Raw genomic sequence first — 16,902 nt, 5'->3', positions numbered from 1 at the left:
GACCCAGCACTCGCGTAGCTTTCATTCCCACACAAATAGCTATCGACAACCGAGCGCTTGAAACGCGGACTGTGCTTGGACATGCAAAACCCCCGAAGGTTGTGTCCAACTTTCGGGGGTCAGTTCACGATGGCCGGGCTTGTTCCTTGAATATCCGAATTGGCTCAGGCGATGGCGCCGTTGATCCAGTGCGACAGCGCCGTCTTCGGCGCGGCGCCCACCTTCATGTCGGCCACTTCGCCGCCTTTGAAGATCATCAGTGTCGGGATCGAGCGCACCCCAAACTGCGCGGCAAGCTCGGGATTCTCATCGATGTTGAGCTTGGCGATCTTCACCTTGGAGCCGAGCTCCTTGGCGATCTCTTCCAGCGACGGGCCGATCATCTTGCACGGGCCGCACCACTCGGCCCAGAAATCCACCACGACCGGCTCCTTGGCGTTGAGCACATCGGCCTGGAAATTACCATTGTCGACCTTGACGGTGGCCATGCTGAAATCCTTTCGAAAACTCGGGTTGCACCAAATGTGGTGGTTGTGGCGACGATGTTCAAGCAGTTCTTGTGTCACGCTGTCGTGAGTCGGGCAAGGGCAGCGTCCATCGCCCCCGCCGGCAGCTCGATCAGCCGCGGCGCCTCGGTGAAGAGCAGCGCCGCCGTCACCTCGCGCCCGGGATAGAGCGGCTGAATCAGTGCCCGGTAGAGCGCAAGCTGCAGCACATAGGCCGACGGCACTTCAGCCAGGTTTTTGGGGGCCGGCCGGTTGGTCTTGTAGTCGATTATCGAGACTGTTTGCGGCGTGACCGCCAGCCGGTCGATCTTGCCGGAGATCGAGCGCAGCCTGCCCTTCACCTCGAGGCTGCCCATGATCGCCACTTCGGCGCGCGAGGACGGCGAGAACAGCGGGCCGAAGCGGTTGTCGGACAGGATGGAGAACACCGCCTCAAGAGCCCTGTCGCGCTCGTCCGCCGGCCAATCGGCGCCGGCGCGCCCCAAATAGCGCTCGGCCGCACCGCGCCTTTCCGCCTCGGCGAGGCCGGGCAGCATCTGCAGCAATTTGTGCAGGGCAAGGCCGCGCACCACGGCGAAGCCGGGTTCGGCGGCGGCGTCGAGCACCGGCGAACGCGTATCGGGGATGGCGTCTTTCGCTTCCTCGATCAAGGCCGGGGCGCCGGAAGGTGAAAGCGGCCGCGGCAGCTCCTCATAGGGCGGCAGCGGCCGGAACAGGTTTTCCGGCAGCGGCGCGGTGTGCTCGAAGGGCCCCGCCTCCCCGACGCCCGCCAGCGCCACCGGCGGCAATTTCGTCACATGGAAGCGATGCACGGCCACATCGGCCGCCGCCGGATGCCGGCGCTCGGAACTCTCGGACGCGGCGGTCAACGCCCGGCTGACGATCGAATGCCAGGTGCCGGGGCTGGGTTGCCGCTTGCCGTGATAGCCGCAGACGATCAACCGGTCCTCGGCACGCGTCATGCCGACATAGAGCAGCCGCCGGTATTCATCATCCGCCAGATCGCGTGCCCGGACCGAGGCCGCCTTCGAGACGCCATTGGCGACATCGCTGGTCGAGCGCCACAGATAGCCCTTGCCTTTCCATTGCGCGCTCGAGCTCTCGAACGGCATCAGCCGCGGCAGATGCTGGTCGCTGAACGGCGCCGAGCCGCCGTCGACCAGGAAGACCACCGGCGCCTCGAGACCCTTGGCGGCGTGCACGGTCATGACGCGGACCTCGTCGCGCGTCTGGTCCATCTCGCGCTTGATCTCGGGGCCGGAATTTTCCAGCGTCGACAGGAAGGACTCCAGCCCCGGCAGTCCGGTGCGTTCCTCAGCCAGGCAGAAGCTCAGGAATTCATCGAGGATGTCGCCAGCTTCGGGCCCGAGCCGCGCTGTCATTTTGCGGCGCAGCCCATCGCGCGCCAGCGCCGCGGCGTAGAATTCGAACACCGGCTTGAACGCGACCTCGGTTGCCCAGCCATCGAGCCGGCTAACGACAGCGGCGAGGGAAACATCTTCGGCCGCGTGATGCCTGAGCGAGGCAATCAGCGACTGGCCCTTCGGCCTTTGGCCGGCAAGCGTCAGCAAGGTCTCCTCGGAGACCTCGAAGATCGGGCTGCGCAGCACGGCAGCCAAGGAGAGATCGTCTTCCGGCTGGATGAGGAAATGCCCGAGCGCGATCAGGTCCTGCACGGCGATGTGGCCAGGCAGGCTCAGCCTGTCGGCGCCTGCCACCGGGATCTGCCGGTTCTTCAGGCTGCGCGACAGCGCATGGACGAAGCGGTCGCGCTTGCGCACCAGCACGAGGATGTCGCCGGCGGTCAGTTTCCGGCCCTTGCCCTCGATGATCTCGCCGTGCTTGAGCCAGTTCTGGATGGTCGAGGCGACATGCTCGGCGACGCGCACTGCCGGCGCGCTGGCATGGTTGACCGGCAAGGTCCAGTCGTCCGGTTCCTCGACCATTTCGGCGCCGACCGAAGGCCACACCTCGACATAACCCGGCGCGTCGTTGCGGATCGCCTTGTGGCTCAGCGGATCGGGATCGTGGCTGATGCCGCGCCGCACGCCCGGCTCGGCGAAGACGCGGTCGACCGCGGCCAGCACGTCGTCGCTCGACCGGAACGACCAGGTGAGCTTGAGATTGGCGAAGGCGGCTTCGGCGTCGCGCACGCGCCCGGCAAACAACTGCCGGCTTTCGGCAAAGGAATCGGGCGCCGCGCCCTGGAAGGAGTAGATCGACTGCTTCTCGTCGCCGACGGCAAACACCGTGCGCGTGACCGCCTCGCGCTGGCCGAGCCCGGCAAAGAATTCTTCCGTCAGCTTCTTCACCACCTCCCATTGGTCCGGGCTGGTGTCCTGTGCCTCGTCGAGCAGGATATGGTCGATGCCCTGGTCGAGCTTGAACTGCACCCATGGTCCGGCATCCGGGCGCGACAAAAGGTTCACGGTGCGGGTGATGAGATCGTTGAAATCGAGGAAGCCCCGTCCGCGCTTCAATTGCTCGTAGCGCGCGATCAGCCAGCCGGCGACGGTGAGCGCCGCCGCTGTCCCTTCGAGCATGCGGAACAGTGCCAGCCGGTCCGACACGTCGAGGATCGCCTTGGCCGCCGCCAGATAGCGTTCCGGCAGATCCGGCAGCCGGTCGACCAGCGCCTTCTTGAAGATCTTGGCCGGCTCATAGGGATCGCCATCAGCCTTCAGGAAGGCTTTTGCCAGCAGCCGCAGGCGTCGGATCGGGTCGGCGTCGGCGAAGGCGCCTCGCGCGTAGGGGATGACATTGTTCAGCACCTGCCGCGCGTCGGCGGCTTCGGCGGCCTGCGCGAATTCGGCGAACTGGCCGGGATCGAAGCCAGGCAGCGGCCATAGCGAAGCGGCGATGCCCTCGGCCGTCTGTCCCGGCCTGAAGCCGAACTCCGCGAACAACGGCCGGAAATCCCGATCCTTGCCGAGCTTGGCGATGAAGTCGCGCAGCTCGTCGCGCTTGCCGACGATTTCGCCAAGCAGCGTATCGAGCCCGAACTCGCCGCCGCGTTCCAGCACGGTGGCGAATGCTTCCGCCAGCCCTTCGACGCCGGCGCCCGCCCCCGAGATCATGTCGCGGCGGGCATCGGCGAACAGCGACGCCTCCATTTGCGGATCGAGCATCTCGAAATGCGCCGGGATGTTGGCTTCGAGCGGGAATTGGTGCAGCACGGATTCGCAGAAGGCATGGATGGTCTGGATCTTCAGCCCGCCCGGCGTCTCCAGCGCCTCGGCAAACAGGCGCCGCGCGCGCCGCATCATGTCGCGGTCGGCTCCGCGGCCGTCCAGCGCCGCGATCCTGACCGCCAGCTCCGCATCGGGCAGCGCCGTCCATTCCGAGAGCGTCGAGAACACGCGGTTCGACATGTTGGCGGCGGCCGCGCGCGTATAGGTCAGGCACAGGATCTTCGACGGATCGGTACCGTTGAGCAGCAGCCGGATGACGCGCTGCGCCAGGACATGCGTCTTGCCGGAGCCGGCATTGGCCGACACCCAGGCGGAATAGGCCGGATCCGAGGCGCGCGCCTGGCTGGCGGCGGTGTCGGAGGGGATCGGATATTTCATCCTTCCGCCTCGTCTTCGCTGGCGCCGCCGGCCGACCATTCCAGCACGCGCGCCAGATGATCGTAGTCGCCGTCGGCCTCGCCCTCGCGGAAGGGCAGGGCGCGCGACAGATAGTCGGTGGTCGGGTCGGCATAGTGGAAAAGCAGCCGCTCCAGCCGCGCCCAGGCTTCCTCGGACAGGTCGTTGGCTGTGCGGGGCTTGCGGTTGTATTCAAGGATCGATTCCTCGAACACCTCGCCATTCGGCTTCAGCCGCACGAAGGCAAGCTGCGAAGGCTCGCGGATGCCCAGGTCCCTGAATGCGCCACGCCTCAGCAGCGCGCCTTCCAGCGCAAGCTGCGGCGACAGCAGCGTGTGCGCCTGCGCCTTCGAGGGCGAGGAGCCGGTCTTGTAGTCGAGTATGTCGGCCATGCCGCCGGCCAGCAGGTCGACGCGGTCGGCATAGCCCGACAGGGTAACGCCGGTGCGGCCGACCACCGTCTTTTCGGCGCGCTCCTCGGCATAGCGCCGCTCGACAGCATCGGCGCGGCCATGCTCCCATTCGATGATGTTTTCGGCGAGCTTTTCGAAGCGCGGCCACCACACAGCCTCGATATCCGGCGGAAGCTTTGCCTCGGCAAAGCAGAGACGGCCGGCTTCGATGAGGCCCGCCAGCGCGTTCGGCGCCCTTGGATCCTCCACCCGCCGCGAGAACAGATGCAGGATCTCGTGGAACAAAGTGCCGCGTTCGGCCGCCCCCGGATCGCGGATCAAAGGCTCCAGCGGCATCAGGCCGAGGATGCGGCGCGCATAGACCGCGTAGGGGTCGCGGCGCAAGGTCTCGATCTCGGTGACCGAGAAATGCTGTGGGCGCAGGCTGAGCGGCGGCCTGGGGTGCGGGCGGGCGGCAAAATCCTTCTTCTCGCCGGCATCGAGAGCGCGCGCCCAGCCAAGCAGCGCGTCACCGCGCCGGCGAAGCGCCGCCGCCGGCTCCCTGTCGATGAAGGTCAGCATGCGCTGCAGCCAGCGCGACGGCACCGCCGGCGCATCGCCGGAGCGCGCCGAGCGCGTCAGCACCACTTCCGCCGCGCCCATCGCCATCTGGAAATCATGCGCGGCAAGGCCGATGCGCCGCTCCGGCGGCTCCAGGTCGATGCCGGTCTTCATCAGCCGCGACATGAAGCGGTCGCTTTCGGGCTTGCGCGGCCAAACCCCTTCGTTCAGCCCGCCGATGACCAGGGTGTCGACATTCTGCAAGCGGGCTTCCAGCGCGCCCCAGATGGCGACGTTGCGGTCGGTGCCTTGCGCGGGCTTCACCGTCTCCGGCGCGATCAGCGCTTCCATCACGTCGGGCCATTCCGAAGCGGCGAAGGTGAAGGGTGAGGACGCCGCCACCAGTCCGCGCAACAGCTCGGCGAGTTTTTCTCCGGCGTCGCCGGCATAGAGGTCGGCGAGGCTGCCGTCGGCCGCGCGGCCCAGATCCTCCAGCGCGACCACGCTTGCGCTGGTCAGCGTCGCGATGTCGACGTCCTTGTGGTCGCGCATCGCGGTGAGCGGCGGCAGCGCCTTGGTAAGGCGGCCAAGCATGCCGCGCGCCTGCTCGATGCCGCGCACGGTCAGGCGCGAAAACCAGAAGGGCTGTCTTGTGTCGCCGCTCAACTCCGAGAGCCGTGTGTCAAAAAGTTCGCCGAGCGATGCGACATCCGGCCGGCCCGTGCCGCCGCGCAGCGCCACCAGCTCGATCAGCTCGGCCGCCTTGCGCACGGCCTGGCGTTCGAGGCCGAGACCGAGCAGCGGATGCTTGAGCAAGGACAACAGGCTTACCGGATCGCCGGGCCGGAAGGCGGCGCTCAGCGCGAGCCTGAGCAGGCTTGCGGCCGGCGTGTTGATGAGCGGCGCGCCGCCGGAATCGTCGGCCACGACGCCGAAACGCAGAAGCTCGGCCGAAACCCGTCGCGCCAGCGCGCGGTCGCCGGTGACAAGCGCCGCGCGCTTGCCCGGTGCCTCGACGGCAAGTTTGAGCGCAATAGCGATAGCCGCCGCCTCGTCGCGTTCGTTCGCCGCTTCCACAAGCGTCACGCCTGCCAGCGCCTGTTCGATGTCATGGGCCGAAAAGCGCGGTCGCGTCTCGGTCCAGTATTCGGTGGTCTCGGCCGGCCGCAGCGCCTCGCCGACAAGCGCCGCGCGCAGCGCGAGCGGCGGCGGCGCGGCGACCACATCCTCGACGTCGCGGCGCGGAATGCCGATGCCGCCGATCAGCTTGGCGAGGCCGTATTGCGGATGACCGAGCGTTGCCGGACGCGCGCCGGGCGCCGTGATCGCCGCGAAGGAAGCGTCGTCCAGCTCGCGGTCGAGCCCGGGCAGGACGACGGCGCCGTTGGGCAGGCCGGCGATCACGCCAAGCAGTTCGGCGGTTGCGGGAATGGAGCCGGTCGAACCGGCGGCGATCACCGGTCCGGCCGGCGGATTGCGCTTCAGCCGCGCCGCCTCCAGCCGGATCAGCGCGCTGCGATGCGCGGCCGGATTGGAGCGGTTTCGTTCCTTGAGCAATTCCGGCCAGTTGTCGGTGACGATGCCGAGGAAATCGAGCGTCACCTGCCACCAGCCTGCAAGGTTGCCGGTGACCAGCGTCGCGAGCTTCGCCCAGTCCGTGCCTTCAGTCTCGATCTCGTCCATCAGCCGGGCGAGGTCGCGCGCCAGCCAGATGGCGTCGGCGGCCGAGGTCGGCACGACGAATTCCTCGTTGAACCGCTCCCTGACATGCGCCGGCAGGCTTTCCTTCCAGGCGCGCACCAGCGGCGCCAGCAACAGCAGCCGCTCCTGCGCCGCGATCGGCGGCGCGAGGTCTATCGCCGGCGCCGCCTCGGCGTCGAAGGCCGCCTCGTCCTCGTCGAATTCGCCGAGCGGCCGCACCGTCGGCAGGATGGCCGACCGCTTGCCGAGTGCCTCCACGAAGGCGCCGCGCAAGGCGCGTGCCGCGCGCCGCGTCGGCACATAGATGGTGGCGTCAGCCAGCGCCAGCGGCTCGCCGTCGAAACGGAAGCCGGGAATCAGCCGCCCGTCGAGCAACGCCTCCGCCAGCGTCGGCAGGAACGGCGCTCCGGGTGGGATGGAAAGGACGCGGCGCGCGCCGCTCATACCGCCTTCGCTAGGGCGCCGGCAACGGCCGCCTCGGCGGCGGGAATGGCGTCTGGCGTGCCGACGGTGATCCAGCGTCCATGCATCTTCATGCCGAACAGGCGCCCGGCGGCGATAGCCTTGTCGAAATAGACATTGAGCGAATGCGAGCCCGTGGGGGCATCCTTGAAGATACGCGGATGGATGATGGCAGCGCCGGCATAGATCAGGCCAGTCGGATCACCCTTCGAGCGCCGTAGAGCTCCATCGGTGGCAACCAGGAAATCGGTGCCGACGCAGTGCCCGGTCGCTGAGTCGAGATCGGTAAGCATCAGCAGAATATCCATTCTGGCGGCGTCCCATGCAAGGGCAAGGCGCTCGAGGCTGGGCTGGCCGCTGTCGATCCAGAAGGTGTCGGCGTTGATGATGTAGAAGGGCTCGCTGCCCAGAAGCGGAAGCGCCTTGACGATGCCGCCCGCCGATTCCAGCAGGGCCTCGCGCTCGTCGGAGATGACGATCTTCGGCGCCCGGCGTCCGGCGACATGGGCGACGATCTGCTCGGGCAGGTAGTGCACATTGACGACGGCCTTGGCGATGCCGGCGGCCTCCAGGCTGTCCAGCCCCCAGTCGAGCAAGGTCTTGCCGGCGATCTTCACCAGCGGCTTCGGCATCGTGTCGGTGATCGGCCGCATGCGCTTGCCGAGCCCGGCCGCCAGCACCATCGCCGTCGTCGGCTTCATGGGAGCCGTTCCTCGAGCAGGCCGTGGGCCATGTAGAATTCCTTCAGGCTGGCCAGCGCCGGATGCGCCAGCGCCCGTCTCAGATAGTCGCGGATGCGCGGCAGGTGTTTCAGATAGTAAGGCTTGCCGTCGCGTTTTTCGAGCCGCACGAAGATGCCGAGGATTTTTGAATTGCGCTGCGCCGCCATGATCGCGTAGGCCTCGGCGAAAGCGGCTTCGTCGAAGGCGCCGGCGGCGTGCCGCGCCGCGACATAGGCCGCGACCGTCCGCCGCTCGATCTCGGGCGAGACGGTGACGCGCGCGTCCATGGCCAAGGAGGCGACGTCATAGGCCGCCGGCCCGATCAGCGCGTCCTGGACGTCGACGATGCCGAGCCGGTCGAGGCCGGACCGCTCCGCTCGCCAGATGATGTTGGGCGAATGGAAATCCCGCAGCATCAGCGTGTATTCGCTGCCAGCGAGCCGGTCGAGCAGGGCGTTCCATACGTCGTGATAGCCTGCCCGCAAGGCGTCGTTTGCCGGTTCGCCTGTAATCCAGGGCACATACCAGTCGACCAGAAGATCGGCCTCGATCAGCATGGCGTCGCGATCGAAGGGTGGCACGTCGTGAGTCACGCCGGGCGCTGCTTCCACACGCTCCGGCCAGGCCTTGCCATGCATCATGGCCAGCAGCTCGGCTGCCGCTTCGTAGCGTTCGGCGATGGGCTGGCCGTCGCCGCTCAAAAAGCCTTCGGAACCGACATGTTCGAGGAGCAGAAAACCCTGGTCGAGGTCCTGGGCATGGATCACCGGCACGCTGACGCCGGCGGCGAGCAGCGCCTTGTCGATGGCGACGAAAGCGGCGACGGATTGCGCCGTATGGGCTATCACCGCGTAAGGCTTGCCGTTGCGCACGGGCGGGCCGAGCACCAGGCGCGGCGAGTTCATCAGCACGCACGGCGCCTCGCCGGGTAGCGAGACGATTTCATAGGATCGGGCAGAAGCGTCACCGACGAAATGGCGGCGGCTGGCCCCGCCCCATCCGGCGGATGCCAGGAAATCGCGCATGGCCAGCGATCGCGCCACGCGATCATAGGCCGGTCCCTGTCCGGACAATCGCGCCACGCGGCCCTCGGCACGTTCGGCAAGCTCGACCCAGAGCGCGTTTGCCGGCAGTCGGTCTCCCGCCCGTTCCGGCCACTCGATGAGCGCGGTACCCTGCGTCAGCGCATCGTCGAGGCCGAGCTCGTCGAGCTCGTCCGGCGCCGACAGCCGGTAGAGGTCAAAATGGTGGACGGGGACTCGCGTCTCGTAGCTTTGCACCAGCGTGAAGGTCGGGCTCGGCACCTCGAGATTGGCGTCGTCGGCCAGCGCCCGGATCAGCGCCCGGGCAAGCGTTGATTTGCCGGCGCCGAGATCGCCTTTGAGAGCGATCGCGTCACCGGCGCGCAATGCCATGGCCAGATCCTCGCCAAGCCTTGCCGTTGCCGCCTCGTCGGCGAGAAAACGCTCCAGCACCATCCCTGTCATATAGGTTGCGCTACTCGGCCGCGTCGCGGATGCCCGCGGGCGTATCCGGGATTCCGGATGGCTTGTCCGGGAAGGTGCAGATCACCGTGGTGCCCCTGTCCTGTCCGGTCTCGATGCGCACGCTTCCGCCATGCAGTTCGACGAAGCTCTTGACGATCGAGAGCCCCAGCCCGGCGCCGCGCCGCCGCCCGCCATTGGCGCGCGGCTCGAAGCGGCGGAAGACCGACTCCAGCACGTCCGGCGGCATGCCGGGGCCGTCATCATGCACCGAGAACTCGACGCCGTCGGCCAGCCGCCGGCAGGTAAGCCGGATCGTGCTTGCCTCCGGCGCGTAGTTCGCCGCGTTGCTGAGCAGGTTGTAGAGGATCTGGCGGATGCGGGTCTCGTCGCCGTGGAAGCTCGCCGGCGCCTCCGTCGCGTCGATCGCGAGCTGGATCCGGTGCTCGTCCAGCCGGTCGGCGACCAGTTCCGCCGCCGCGGCGATCGTCCGGTCGATGTTCATCTCGGAAATGTCGAGCTGCATGATGCCGGCGTCTACGGTCGCCAGGTCGAGAATGTCGTTGACGATGGTGAGCAGCACCGATGACGACGAGCCGACATACTCGACGTATTCGCGCTGCTTCGGCGTCAACGGCCCGGTGGCGGGCAGCGACAGCAACTCGGTGAAGCCGATGATGTTGGTCAGCGGCGAGCGCAGCTCATAGGACACGTGCTGCACGAATTCGTTCTTCAACTGGTCGGATTTCTCCAGCGCCTCGTTCCTGTCCTTCAGCGCCCGCTCGACATTGACGGTGTCGGTGACGTCGACGAAGGTGATCATCACCTGGCCGTTAGGCAGGTGGATCACCGCGTAGCTCAGCACGTTGCCGTTGACGAGCTCGATCTGGCCGCGGCGGTCGCGGCGCTCGTCGTCGAAGCCGGTGACCGCCGCGACGAAGCCGCCCCACGGGCTGTTCGCGGCGCGCTGGTTGCACAGGTCGCGGATCGCCGAGACGTGGACATTCGGCTTGACCGCTTCCGCCGTCAGCCCCCACAGCGCGACGAAGGCCGGATTGGACAGGCGCAGCCGCCCGTCCGGGCCGAACACGACCACGCCTTCGGCGAGGTTGTCCAGCGTCTCGCCCTGTACCCGCACGGCGGTCTGGTAGCGGCTTTCGAGATCCATCTTCTCGGTCAGGTTCTCGAACACCCAGGTGACGCCGCCCTTCGGCTGCGGGTTCGCCACCACGCGGATCGTCTTGCCGTCCGGCAGGTGCCACCAGTGCTCCTGCGATTCGACGGCGCGGTAGGCGCTCAGCAGGTTTTCCTTCCAGCGCCGCCATTCCGGCTGCTCGGCGATCCTGCCCTCGCTGCGCAGCCGGTCGAGCAGCAGCGTGTTGGAAGGCGCGCTGAGCAGGAAGCCTGAGTCGAGGCCCCACAGCTTCTGGAAGGCCTGGTTGAAGAAACGCAGCTTTTCCTCGGTGTCGAAGATCGCCACAGCGGTGTTCAGCTGGTCGAGCGTGTCGGCATGGCTGCGCACGGTCCGCTCATATTCAGCGCGGATCGCCTCCACGGCGCTGGTATCGCAGGCGAGCCCCGCCGAGCCGTCGGCGCCGGCGAAGTCGGTAACGGCGAACATGCGGCGGTCGCCCTCGATCACGGTGGAAAGCGTCTGTTCGAAGACCGGGCGCGTCTTGTGCTGCTCGGCGATTTGCTCGCGCGCCTGGCCGCCGAGGAACTCCTTGGCGTCCCGCACGGCAGCGGCGGGGCTTTCGGCCTCCACCGCCTCGGCATAAGCGCGGTTGACCCATTGCAACCGCCCGTCCGCCGCGCGCAGCCATGCCGGCATCTTCAGCGCATCGAGCAGCCCGACCATGGTGTCGTACTCGGCGCTGAGCCGCTGGTTCTCGATCTTCAGCCTGGCTTGGCTGCGCAGCGTCTCCGAGAGCGAGACGAATCGCACCAGGACATGCGCCGCGCTCTTGCGGCCATGCACTTCCAGCGGCACGCCAGCCTGCGTTTCGATGACGAGATCGAAGGCCTTCGCCTGTTCGCGCAACGCAGCCACCGCGTGTTCCAGCGCCGCCGCCGAGCGCGGCATCAGCCAACGGCCGAAGGCCAGGAAAGCCGACCTGTCGTCCGGCGCGCCGCTTTCCAAAGGCAGGCTGCCGATGAGCTCGGGTTTCTTGTTGTCCGTGGTCCAGACGATCAGGCGCTGGTCGCGCAGATTGAGCAGCGCCTCGGAACGCTGCAGCGCCGCGTTGACGTCCGCGATGCGGGTCCTGAGCTGGGCATTCTGCGCGGCGGTGCGCGCGCGCTCGCGGATCAGGAAGATGGCCGAGACAAGTGCGGCACCCATCACGCCGACGAACATGGCGAGCTGCATGACCTCGACGGTGCTGACCGGCGCCGCGGCTTTTCGCGCAAGGCTTGTGTCGGCGCGCGCGGCAAAGGCGAGCAGCGGGCTGGCAAGCGCCGAGGTGGCAAGAAGCAAGGCCGGCCGCAAGCCGGCGCGAAAACCGCCACCGTTCACCGCGCGGCCGGCTTCGTTCGAATCCTTACGGCCGCCGGAAACGGCCTTTCCCGCGCTTGGCGGGTAATCCCCCGGCATGTCTTGGTCCTCTTCGCCGCTTGAATGCAAGACCGCCCTGAATGCGTCCCCGGCCCAACATGTCCCCGGACCGCGAATCACAACAATAACGCCTGCCGGAATCGGCGTGAAGAATCATTGGCGCAAAAAATAAAGCCGGGCGGAAAGTCAACCACCCGGCTTCAATATCTGGTAGATAATTTCGCTTTGGTTAATAGCGGTAGTGTTCCGGCTTATACGGGCCCTGCGGCGTCACGCCGATATAGGCGGCCTGCTCGCCGGAGAGCTCGGTCAGCTTGGCGCCGAGCTTGTCGAGATGCAGCCGCGCCACCTTCTCGTCGAGATGCTTGGGCAGCACATAGACCTGGTTCTGGTACTGGCCGTGCTTGGTGAAAAGCTCGATCTGGGCCAGCACCTGGTTGGTGAACGAGGCCGACATAACGAAGCTCGGGTGCCCGGTGGCGTTGCCGAGGTTGAGCAGGCGTCCCTCCGACAGAAGGATCATCCGCTTGCCGTCCGGGAAGGTGATCAGGTCGACCTGCGGCTTGACGTTGGTCCATTTCAAATTGCGCAGCACCGCCACCTGAATCTCGTTGTCGAAGTGGCCGATATTGCCGACGATCACCATGTCCTTCATCGCCCGCATATGGTCGAGCGTGACGACATCCTTGTTGCCGGTGGTGGTGATGACGATGTCGGCGGTCGGGGCCGCATCCTCCAGCGTGACCACCTCGAAGCCGTCCATCGCCGCCTGCAGCGCGCAGATCGGGTCGACCTCGGTGACCTTGACGCGGGCGCCGGCGCCGCGCAGCGAGGCCGACGAGCCCTTGCCGACGTCGCCATAGCCGCACACCACCGCGACCTTGCCGGCCATCATGGTGTCGGTGCCGCGGCGGATGCCGTCGACCAGCGATTCCTTGCAGCCATATTTGTTGTCGAACTTCGACTTGGTGACGGAGTCGTTGACGTTGATGGCCGGGAAGGGCAGCAGGCCCTTCTTCTGCAACTGGTAGAGACGGTTGACGCCGGTGGTGGTCTCCTCGGTGACGCCGCGGATCGCTTCGCGCTGCTTGGTGAAGAAGCCGGGCGAGGCCTTCAGGCGCTTCTTGATCTGGGCGAACAGGATCTCTTCCTCCTCGCTGCCGGGATTGGACAGCACGTCCTCGCCGGCCTCGGCGCGCGCGCCGAGCAGGATGTACATGGTGGCGTCGCCACCATCGTCGAGGATCATGTTTGAGGTGCCGCCATCGGTCCACTGGAAGATGCGGTCGGTGTAGTCCCAATAGTCCTGGAGCGACTCGCCCTTGATGGCGAACACCGGAATGCCGGCTTCGGCGATCGCCGCCGCCGCATGGTCCTGCGTCGAGAAGATGTTGCAGGAGGCCCAGCGGATATCGGCGCCCAGCGCCTTCAGCGTCTCGATCAGCACCGCCGTCTGGATGGTCATGTGCAGCGAGCCGGTGATGCGCGCGCCCTTGAGCGGCTGCTTGGCGCCGAACTCCTCGCGGCAGGCCATCAGGCCCGGCATTTCGGTTTCGGCGATCTCGATCTCCTTGCGGCCCCAGCCGGCAAGCGAGATGTCGGCGACCACATAGTCCTTGCTACCCGTCATGGCAGTGCTCCGGTGTGATTTTTTCTCAAAGGCGCGCCGGCGCCGGGAGGCGCATGGAAGGGCGCGGTTGCCGGCCTGACTAGCAGATCGGTCGTCATCCGACAATGGGACATAAAGAAATCTTTATGCGCGCATGTCTTGGACGCGCAGAATGTGAGGCCGGGGACTAGATTTCCTCGCCGAAGCGCGAGGCGACCAGCTGCTCCAGCGCGTCCATGGCCGGCACGGCTTCCGGGCCGCTGGCGATCACGCGGATCGAATAGCCCGGGCTCGCCGCCAGCATCATCAGGCCCATGATCGAGGTGCCGCCGACCTTCACGCCGTCCTTCTCGACATGGATGGTGGCATTGAAGCCGCTGGCGACCTGGACGAACTTGGCCGACGCCCGCGCATGCAGGCCGCGCTGATTGATGATCGGGAACTCCCGCACAACCTCGTCCGTCTGCGGCGCCGATGCGTTCATTTGCTGCTCAGGAGCTGGCTGGCGACGTTGATGTATTTGCGGCCCGCGGCCTGCGCCTCGTCGAGCGCGGCGGCCATATTGTCGCCCTTGCGAATCGAGGAGAGCTTGATCAGCATCGGCAGGTTCATGCCGGCGATCACCTCGGTGCGGCCGGATTCCATCACCGAGATGGCGAGGTTGGACGGCGTGCCGCCGAACATGTCGGTGAGCACAATGACGCCGGCGCCGGTATCGACGCGCGCCACCGCATCGACAATGTCGGCCCGGCGCTGCTCCATGTCGTCGTCGGCGCCGATAGCCACGGTTTCGAAATTGTCTTGCGGCCCGACGACATGTTCTACGGCATGCCGGAACTCGGTGGCGAGTTGACCGTGCGTCACGAGCACGAGTCCGATCATTCTCTGGTGGCTCCCGTCATCGCCGCTTCACAGGCGTTTATTATGTTCGCCAGCCATTCCAGGCGGCGGGAGCGCTATCTTGTCGACGCGCGGCCGGTTGACAAGCCCAAAATTGCGGCGGCTTGGGCCATTTTGACGCATCGCAACAAAAAACCCGGGCCGGATCATGAAAAAGGCTGGATCGACAGCCGCGCCATCACCGCCGGCAGGGCGGAGGCTGCGTTGCGCTCGGCAAGATCGATGCGCGGCACAGGACAGCCCGCGACCGGCTCGCTGAGATCTTCCTGGAAACGGGCCATTTCTTCCTTCGGCACAAGCCGGATATGCAGGTCGATGACGCCGCCCGGCTCGAACGGCAATGGGCATGGAATGAAGCCTGGCACCTCGGCGAGGCCAGCGATGGTGGCCGGCGCGCGGCAGACCAGCCGCCCGCCATGCGCCGCGGCAAGCAGCCTGTCGTCGCTGATCAGACACGAAAACAGTCCGCGCGCCCGGCAATGGTCGATGAGCGTCAGCGCCAGTGTCGTCTTGCCGGCGCCCGACGGCCCCGTGATGAGGACGCCGCGATCGGCGATGAGGATCGCCGTTCCATGGATGTTTTCAGGCTTCACGGCAGGGTCGGACATGCCGGTCAGATCAGCCTTCCGCCGGCAGCGTCACCACGAAGCGCGCGCCCTTGATCTCACCGGGCTTGGTGCCGGGGATGTTCTCGGCCGTCAGCGTGCCGCCATGCGCCTCGACGATCTGGCGGCTGATCGACAGCCCGAGGCCGGAGTTCTGGCCGAATGCCTCGCCGGCCGGCCGGTCGGTGTAGAAGCGCTCGAAGATGCGGTCGATGTTCTCTGCCCGGATACCCGGGCCGTTGTCGTCGACGGTGACGATGTTGAACTTGCCCGCGCGCGCCAGTGAGATCGTTATGTGGCCGTGCTCGTCGGGCACGAAGGATCGCGCGTTCTCGATCAGGTTGGTGATGACCTGGCCGATCCTCAGATCATGGCCGACAACGAAATAGCCCTTGGCGCCGGCCGGCAGCTTGGCGACCTTGAGATCGATCTCGACGGCCTTCTTGTTGCGCGTGGTCTCGCGCGAGACCGCGACCAGATCGGTGATGAACTTCTTCAGGTCAACGGTTCCGGCGTCCTCACGCGCGAGTTCCGCGTCGAGACGGGAGGCGTCGGAGATGTCGGTGATCAGCCGGTCGAGCCGCTTCACGTCGTGCTGGATGATCTCCATCAGACGCGCGCGAGACGTGTCGTTCTTCGCCAAGGGCAGCGTCTCGACGGCGCTGCGTAGCGAAGTCAGCGGGTTCTTCAGTTCGTGCGAGACGTCGGCGGCAAAGCTTTCGATCGCCTCGATTCGCGCGTAAAGCGCATTGGTCATGTCGCGCACGGCGATGGACAAATTGCCGATCTCGTCCTGCCGGTCGGAAAAGTCCGGAATTTCCTCGCGGTTCTTGACGCCGCGCCGCACCCTGACGGCCGCGGCGGAAAGCCGCCGCAGCGGATTGGCGATGGTGGACGCCAGAAGCATCGACAGGATCGCGGTGACCAGCGCCGCGACGCCGAACACGCGCAGGATCGCCTTGCGCTCCGCCGCGACGATCTTGTCGATGTCGCCGCCCTCGGTGGACAGCATCAGCACACCCAGCACGGCGCGAAAACGCTGGATCGGCACCGCGACGGAGACGATCTGCTCGCCCTGCTCGCTCACCCGCACGATGGTCGAAGGGCTGCCGGTCAGCGCCTTGACCACCTCCGGGAAGGCCGCGCCATTGCCGCCGGGCTGCTCGTGATAGACGGGCAGGTCCTTGTTGCGGAAGAAGTCGAAGATGAACTTCTCGACCCGCTCCACGACGCCGGGCTGTTCGTCGTCGACGGGCGGCAGGTCGTAACGCAGGATCTGGCCGCGCGAATAGAGATGCCGGGAATCGAGCAGCAGGTTCGCGTCGCGGTCATAGATACGGGCGCGGGTGCGCGTAGGCGAAATCAGTCGTCTCAGCACCGGCGCGACGCGCTCGGGGTTGATCGGGAAGTCCAGATTGTCGAGCTGGTCCGAGCCGGGCCCCAGGCTCTCGCCGGCCTGCAGTTCGAGCAGCTTTTCCGGGTCGATGCTGATCGAATCGGTTTCCACGGTCGCTGAAGCCGCGATCGCGCCGGCGATGATTTCGCCCTGCGTCATCAGGCTCTCGACGCGGGCGTCGATCAGACCGTCGCGGAAGGTGTTGAGGTAGAGGATGCCGGTCACCAGCACGGCAAGGCCGGCCAGGTTGAGGAACAGAATGCGCCGCGTCAGGCTGGAGAAGATGTGATGGCCGAGAAACCGGCGCATCGGCACCGTGATTTTCGACACGAAGGCGGGCACGATCCGCGACTGGCGCCTTGCCGCGCCCGCCCGTCTGCCTCGCTCTACTTCCACTGCCATCGAATAGCAGGCCCTGTTTGG

The 16,902-nt window shown here is 66.6% G+C and carries 11 protein-coding genes; all 11 read right to left on the bottom strand.

Features of this window, described 5'->3' with window-relative positions:
• Positions 1 to 164: 164 nt before the first annotated feature.
• Entirely contained in the window at positions 165 to 488 is a 324-nt protein-coding gene (gene trxA / locus EN862_RS28615) for a thioredoxin (protein WP_112129004.1), read from the bottom strand.
• A gap of 74 nt (positions 489 to 562) precedes the next feature.
• Positions 563 to 4,075: a double-strand break repair helicase AddA gene (gene addA, locus EN862_RS28610; protein WP_127866816.1), complete on the bottom strand. Its 3,513-nt coding sequence runs from the start codon at positions 4,073 to 4,075 to the stop codon at positions 563 to 565.
• Positions 4,072 to 7,191 (bottom strand): double-strand break repair protein AddB, encoded by a 3,120-nt coding sequence (addB, locus tag EN862_RS28605; RefSeq protein WP_127866815.1) that lies wholly within the window; start codon positions 7,189 to 7,191, stop codon positions 4,072 to 4,074. Before addB ends, addA begins: the two co-directional genes overlap by 4 nt.
• Entirely contained in the window at positions 7,188 to 7,910 is a 723-nt protein-coding gene (locus EN862_RS28600; RefSeq protein WP_127866814.1) for a nucleotidyltransferase family protein, read from the bottom strand. Before EN862_RS28600 ends, addB begins: the two co-directional genes overlap by 4 nt.
• Complete coding sequence (gene tsaE, locus EN862_RS28595) at positions 7,907 to 9,418, bottom strand: tRNA (adenosine(37)-N6)-threonylcarbamoyltransferase complex ATPase subunit type 1 TsaE (RefSeq protein WP_127866813.1); 1,512 nt, start codon at positions 9,416 to 9,418, stop codon at positions 7,907 to 7,909. Before tsaE ends, EN862_RS28600 begins: the two co-directional genes overlap by 4 nt.
• 10 nt (positions 9,419 to 9,428) lie before the next feature.
• Entirely contained in the window at positions 9,429 to 12,008 is a 2,580-nt protein-coding gene (locus tag EN862_RS28590; protein WP_127866812.1) for a PAS domain-containing sensor histidine kinase, read from the bottom strand.
• Between the two features lie 190 nt (positions 12,009 to 12,198).
• Positions 12,199 to 13,599, bottom strand: a complete 1,401-nt coding sequence (ahcY, locus tag EN862_RS28585; RefSeq protein WP_127866811.1) for an adenosylhomocysteinase — start codon at positions 13,597 to 13,599, stop codon at positions 12,199 to 12,201.
• A gap of 166 nt (positions 13,600 to 13,765) precedes the next feature.
• Entirely contained in the window at positions 13,766 to 14,062 is a 297-nt protein-coding gene (locus EN862_RS28580) for an HPr family phosphocarrier protein (RefSeq protein WP_095819113.1), read from the bottom strand.
• Positions 14,059 to 14,460 carry a PTS sugar transporter subunit IIA gene (locus EN862_RS28575; protein WP_027166957.1) on the bottom strand — a complete coding sequence of 134 codons (402 nt, stop codon included), beginning with the start codon at positions 14,458 to 14,460 and terminating at the stop codon, positions 14,059 to 14,061. Before EN862_RS28575 ends, EN862_RS28580 begins: the two co-directional genes overlap by 4 nt.
• Positions 14,461 to 14,624: 164 nt before the next feature.
• Positions 14,625 to 15,086, bottom strand: coding sequence for an HPr kinase/phosphorylase (locus tag EN862_RS28565; protein WP_127866809.1), 462 nt, complete (start codon positions 15,084 to 15,086; stop codon positions 14,625 to 14,627).
• A 10-nt stretch (positions 15,087 to 15,096) separates the two neighbouring features.
• Complete coding sequence (locus EN862_RS28560) at positions 15,097 to 16,881, bottom strand: sensor histidine kinase (protein ID WP_127866808.1); 1,785 nt, start codon at positions 16,879 to 16,881, stop codon at positions 15,097 to 15,099.
• Positions 16,882 to 16,902: the final 21 nt, after the last annotated feature.

It is taken from the genome of Mesorhizobium sp. M2E.F.Ca.ET.219.01.1.1 (genome assembly GCF_004016445.2).
GTDB lineage: Bacteria > Pseudomonadota > Alphaproteobacteria > Rhizobiales > Rhizobiaceae > Mesorhizobium.
Note: the sequence above shows the minus strand (reverse complement) of the source record. Positions and strands in the feature narration are given on the sequence as shown.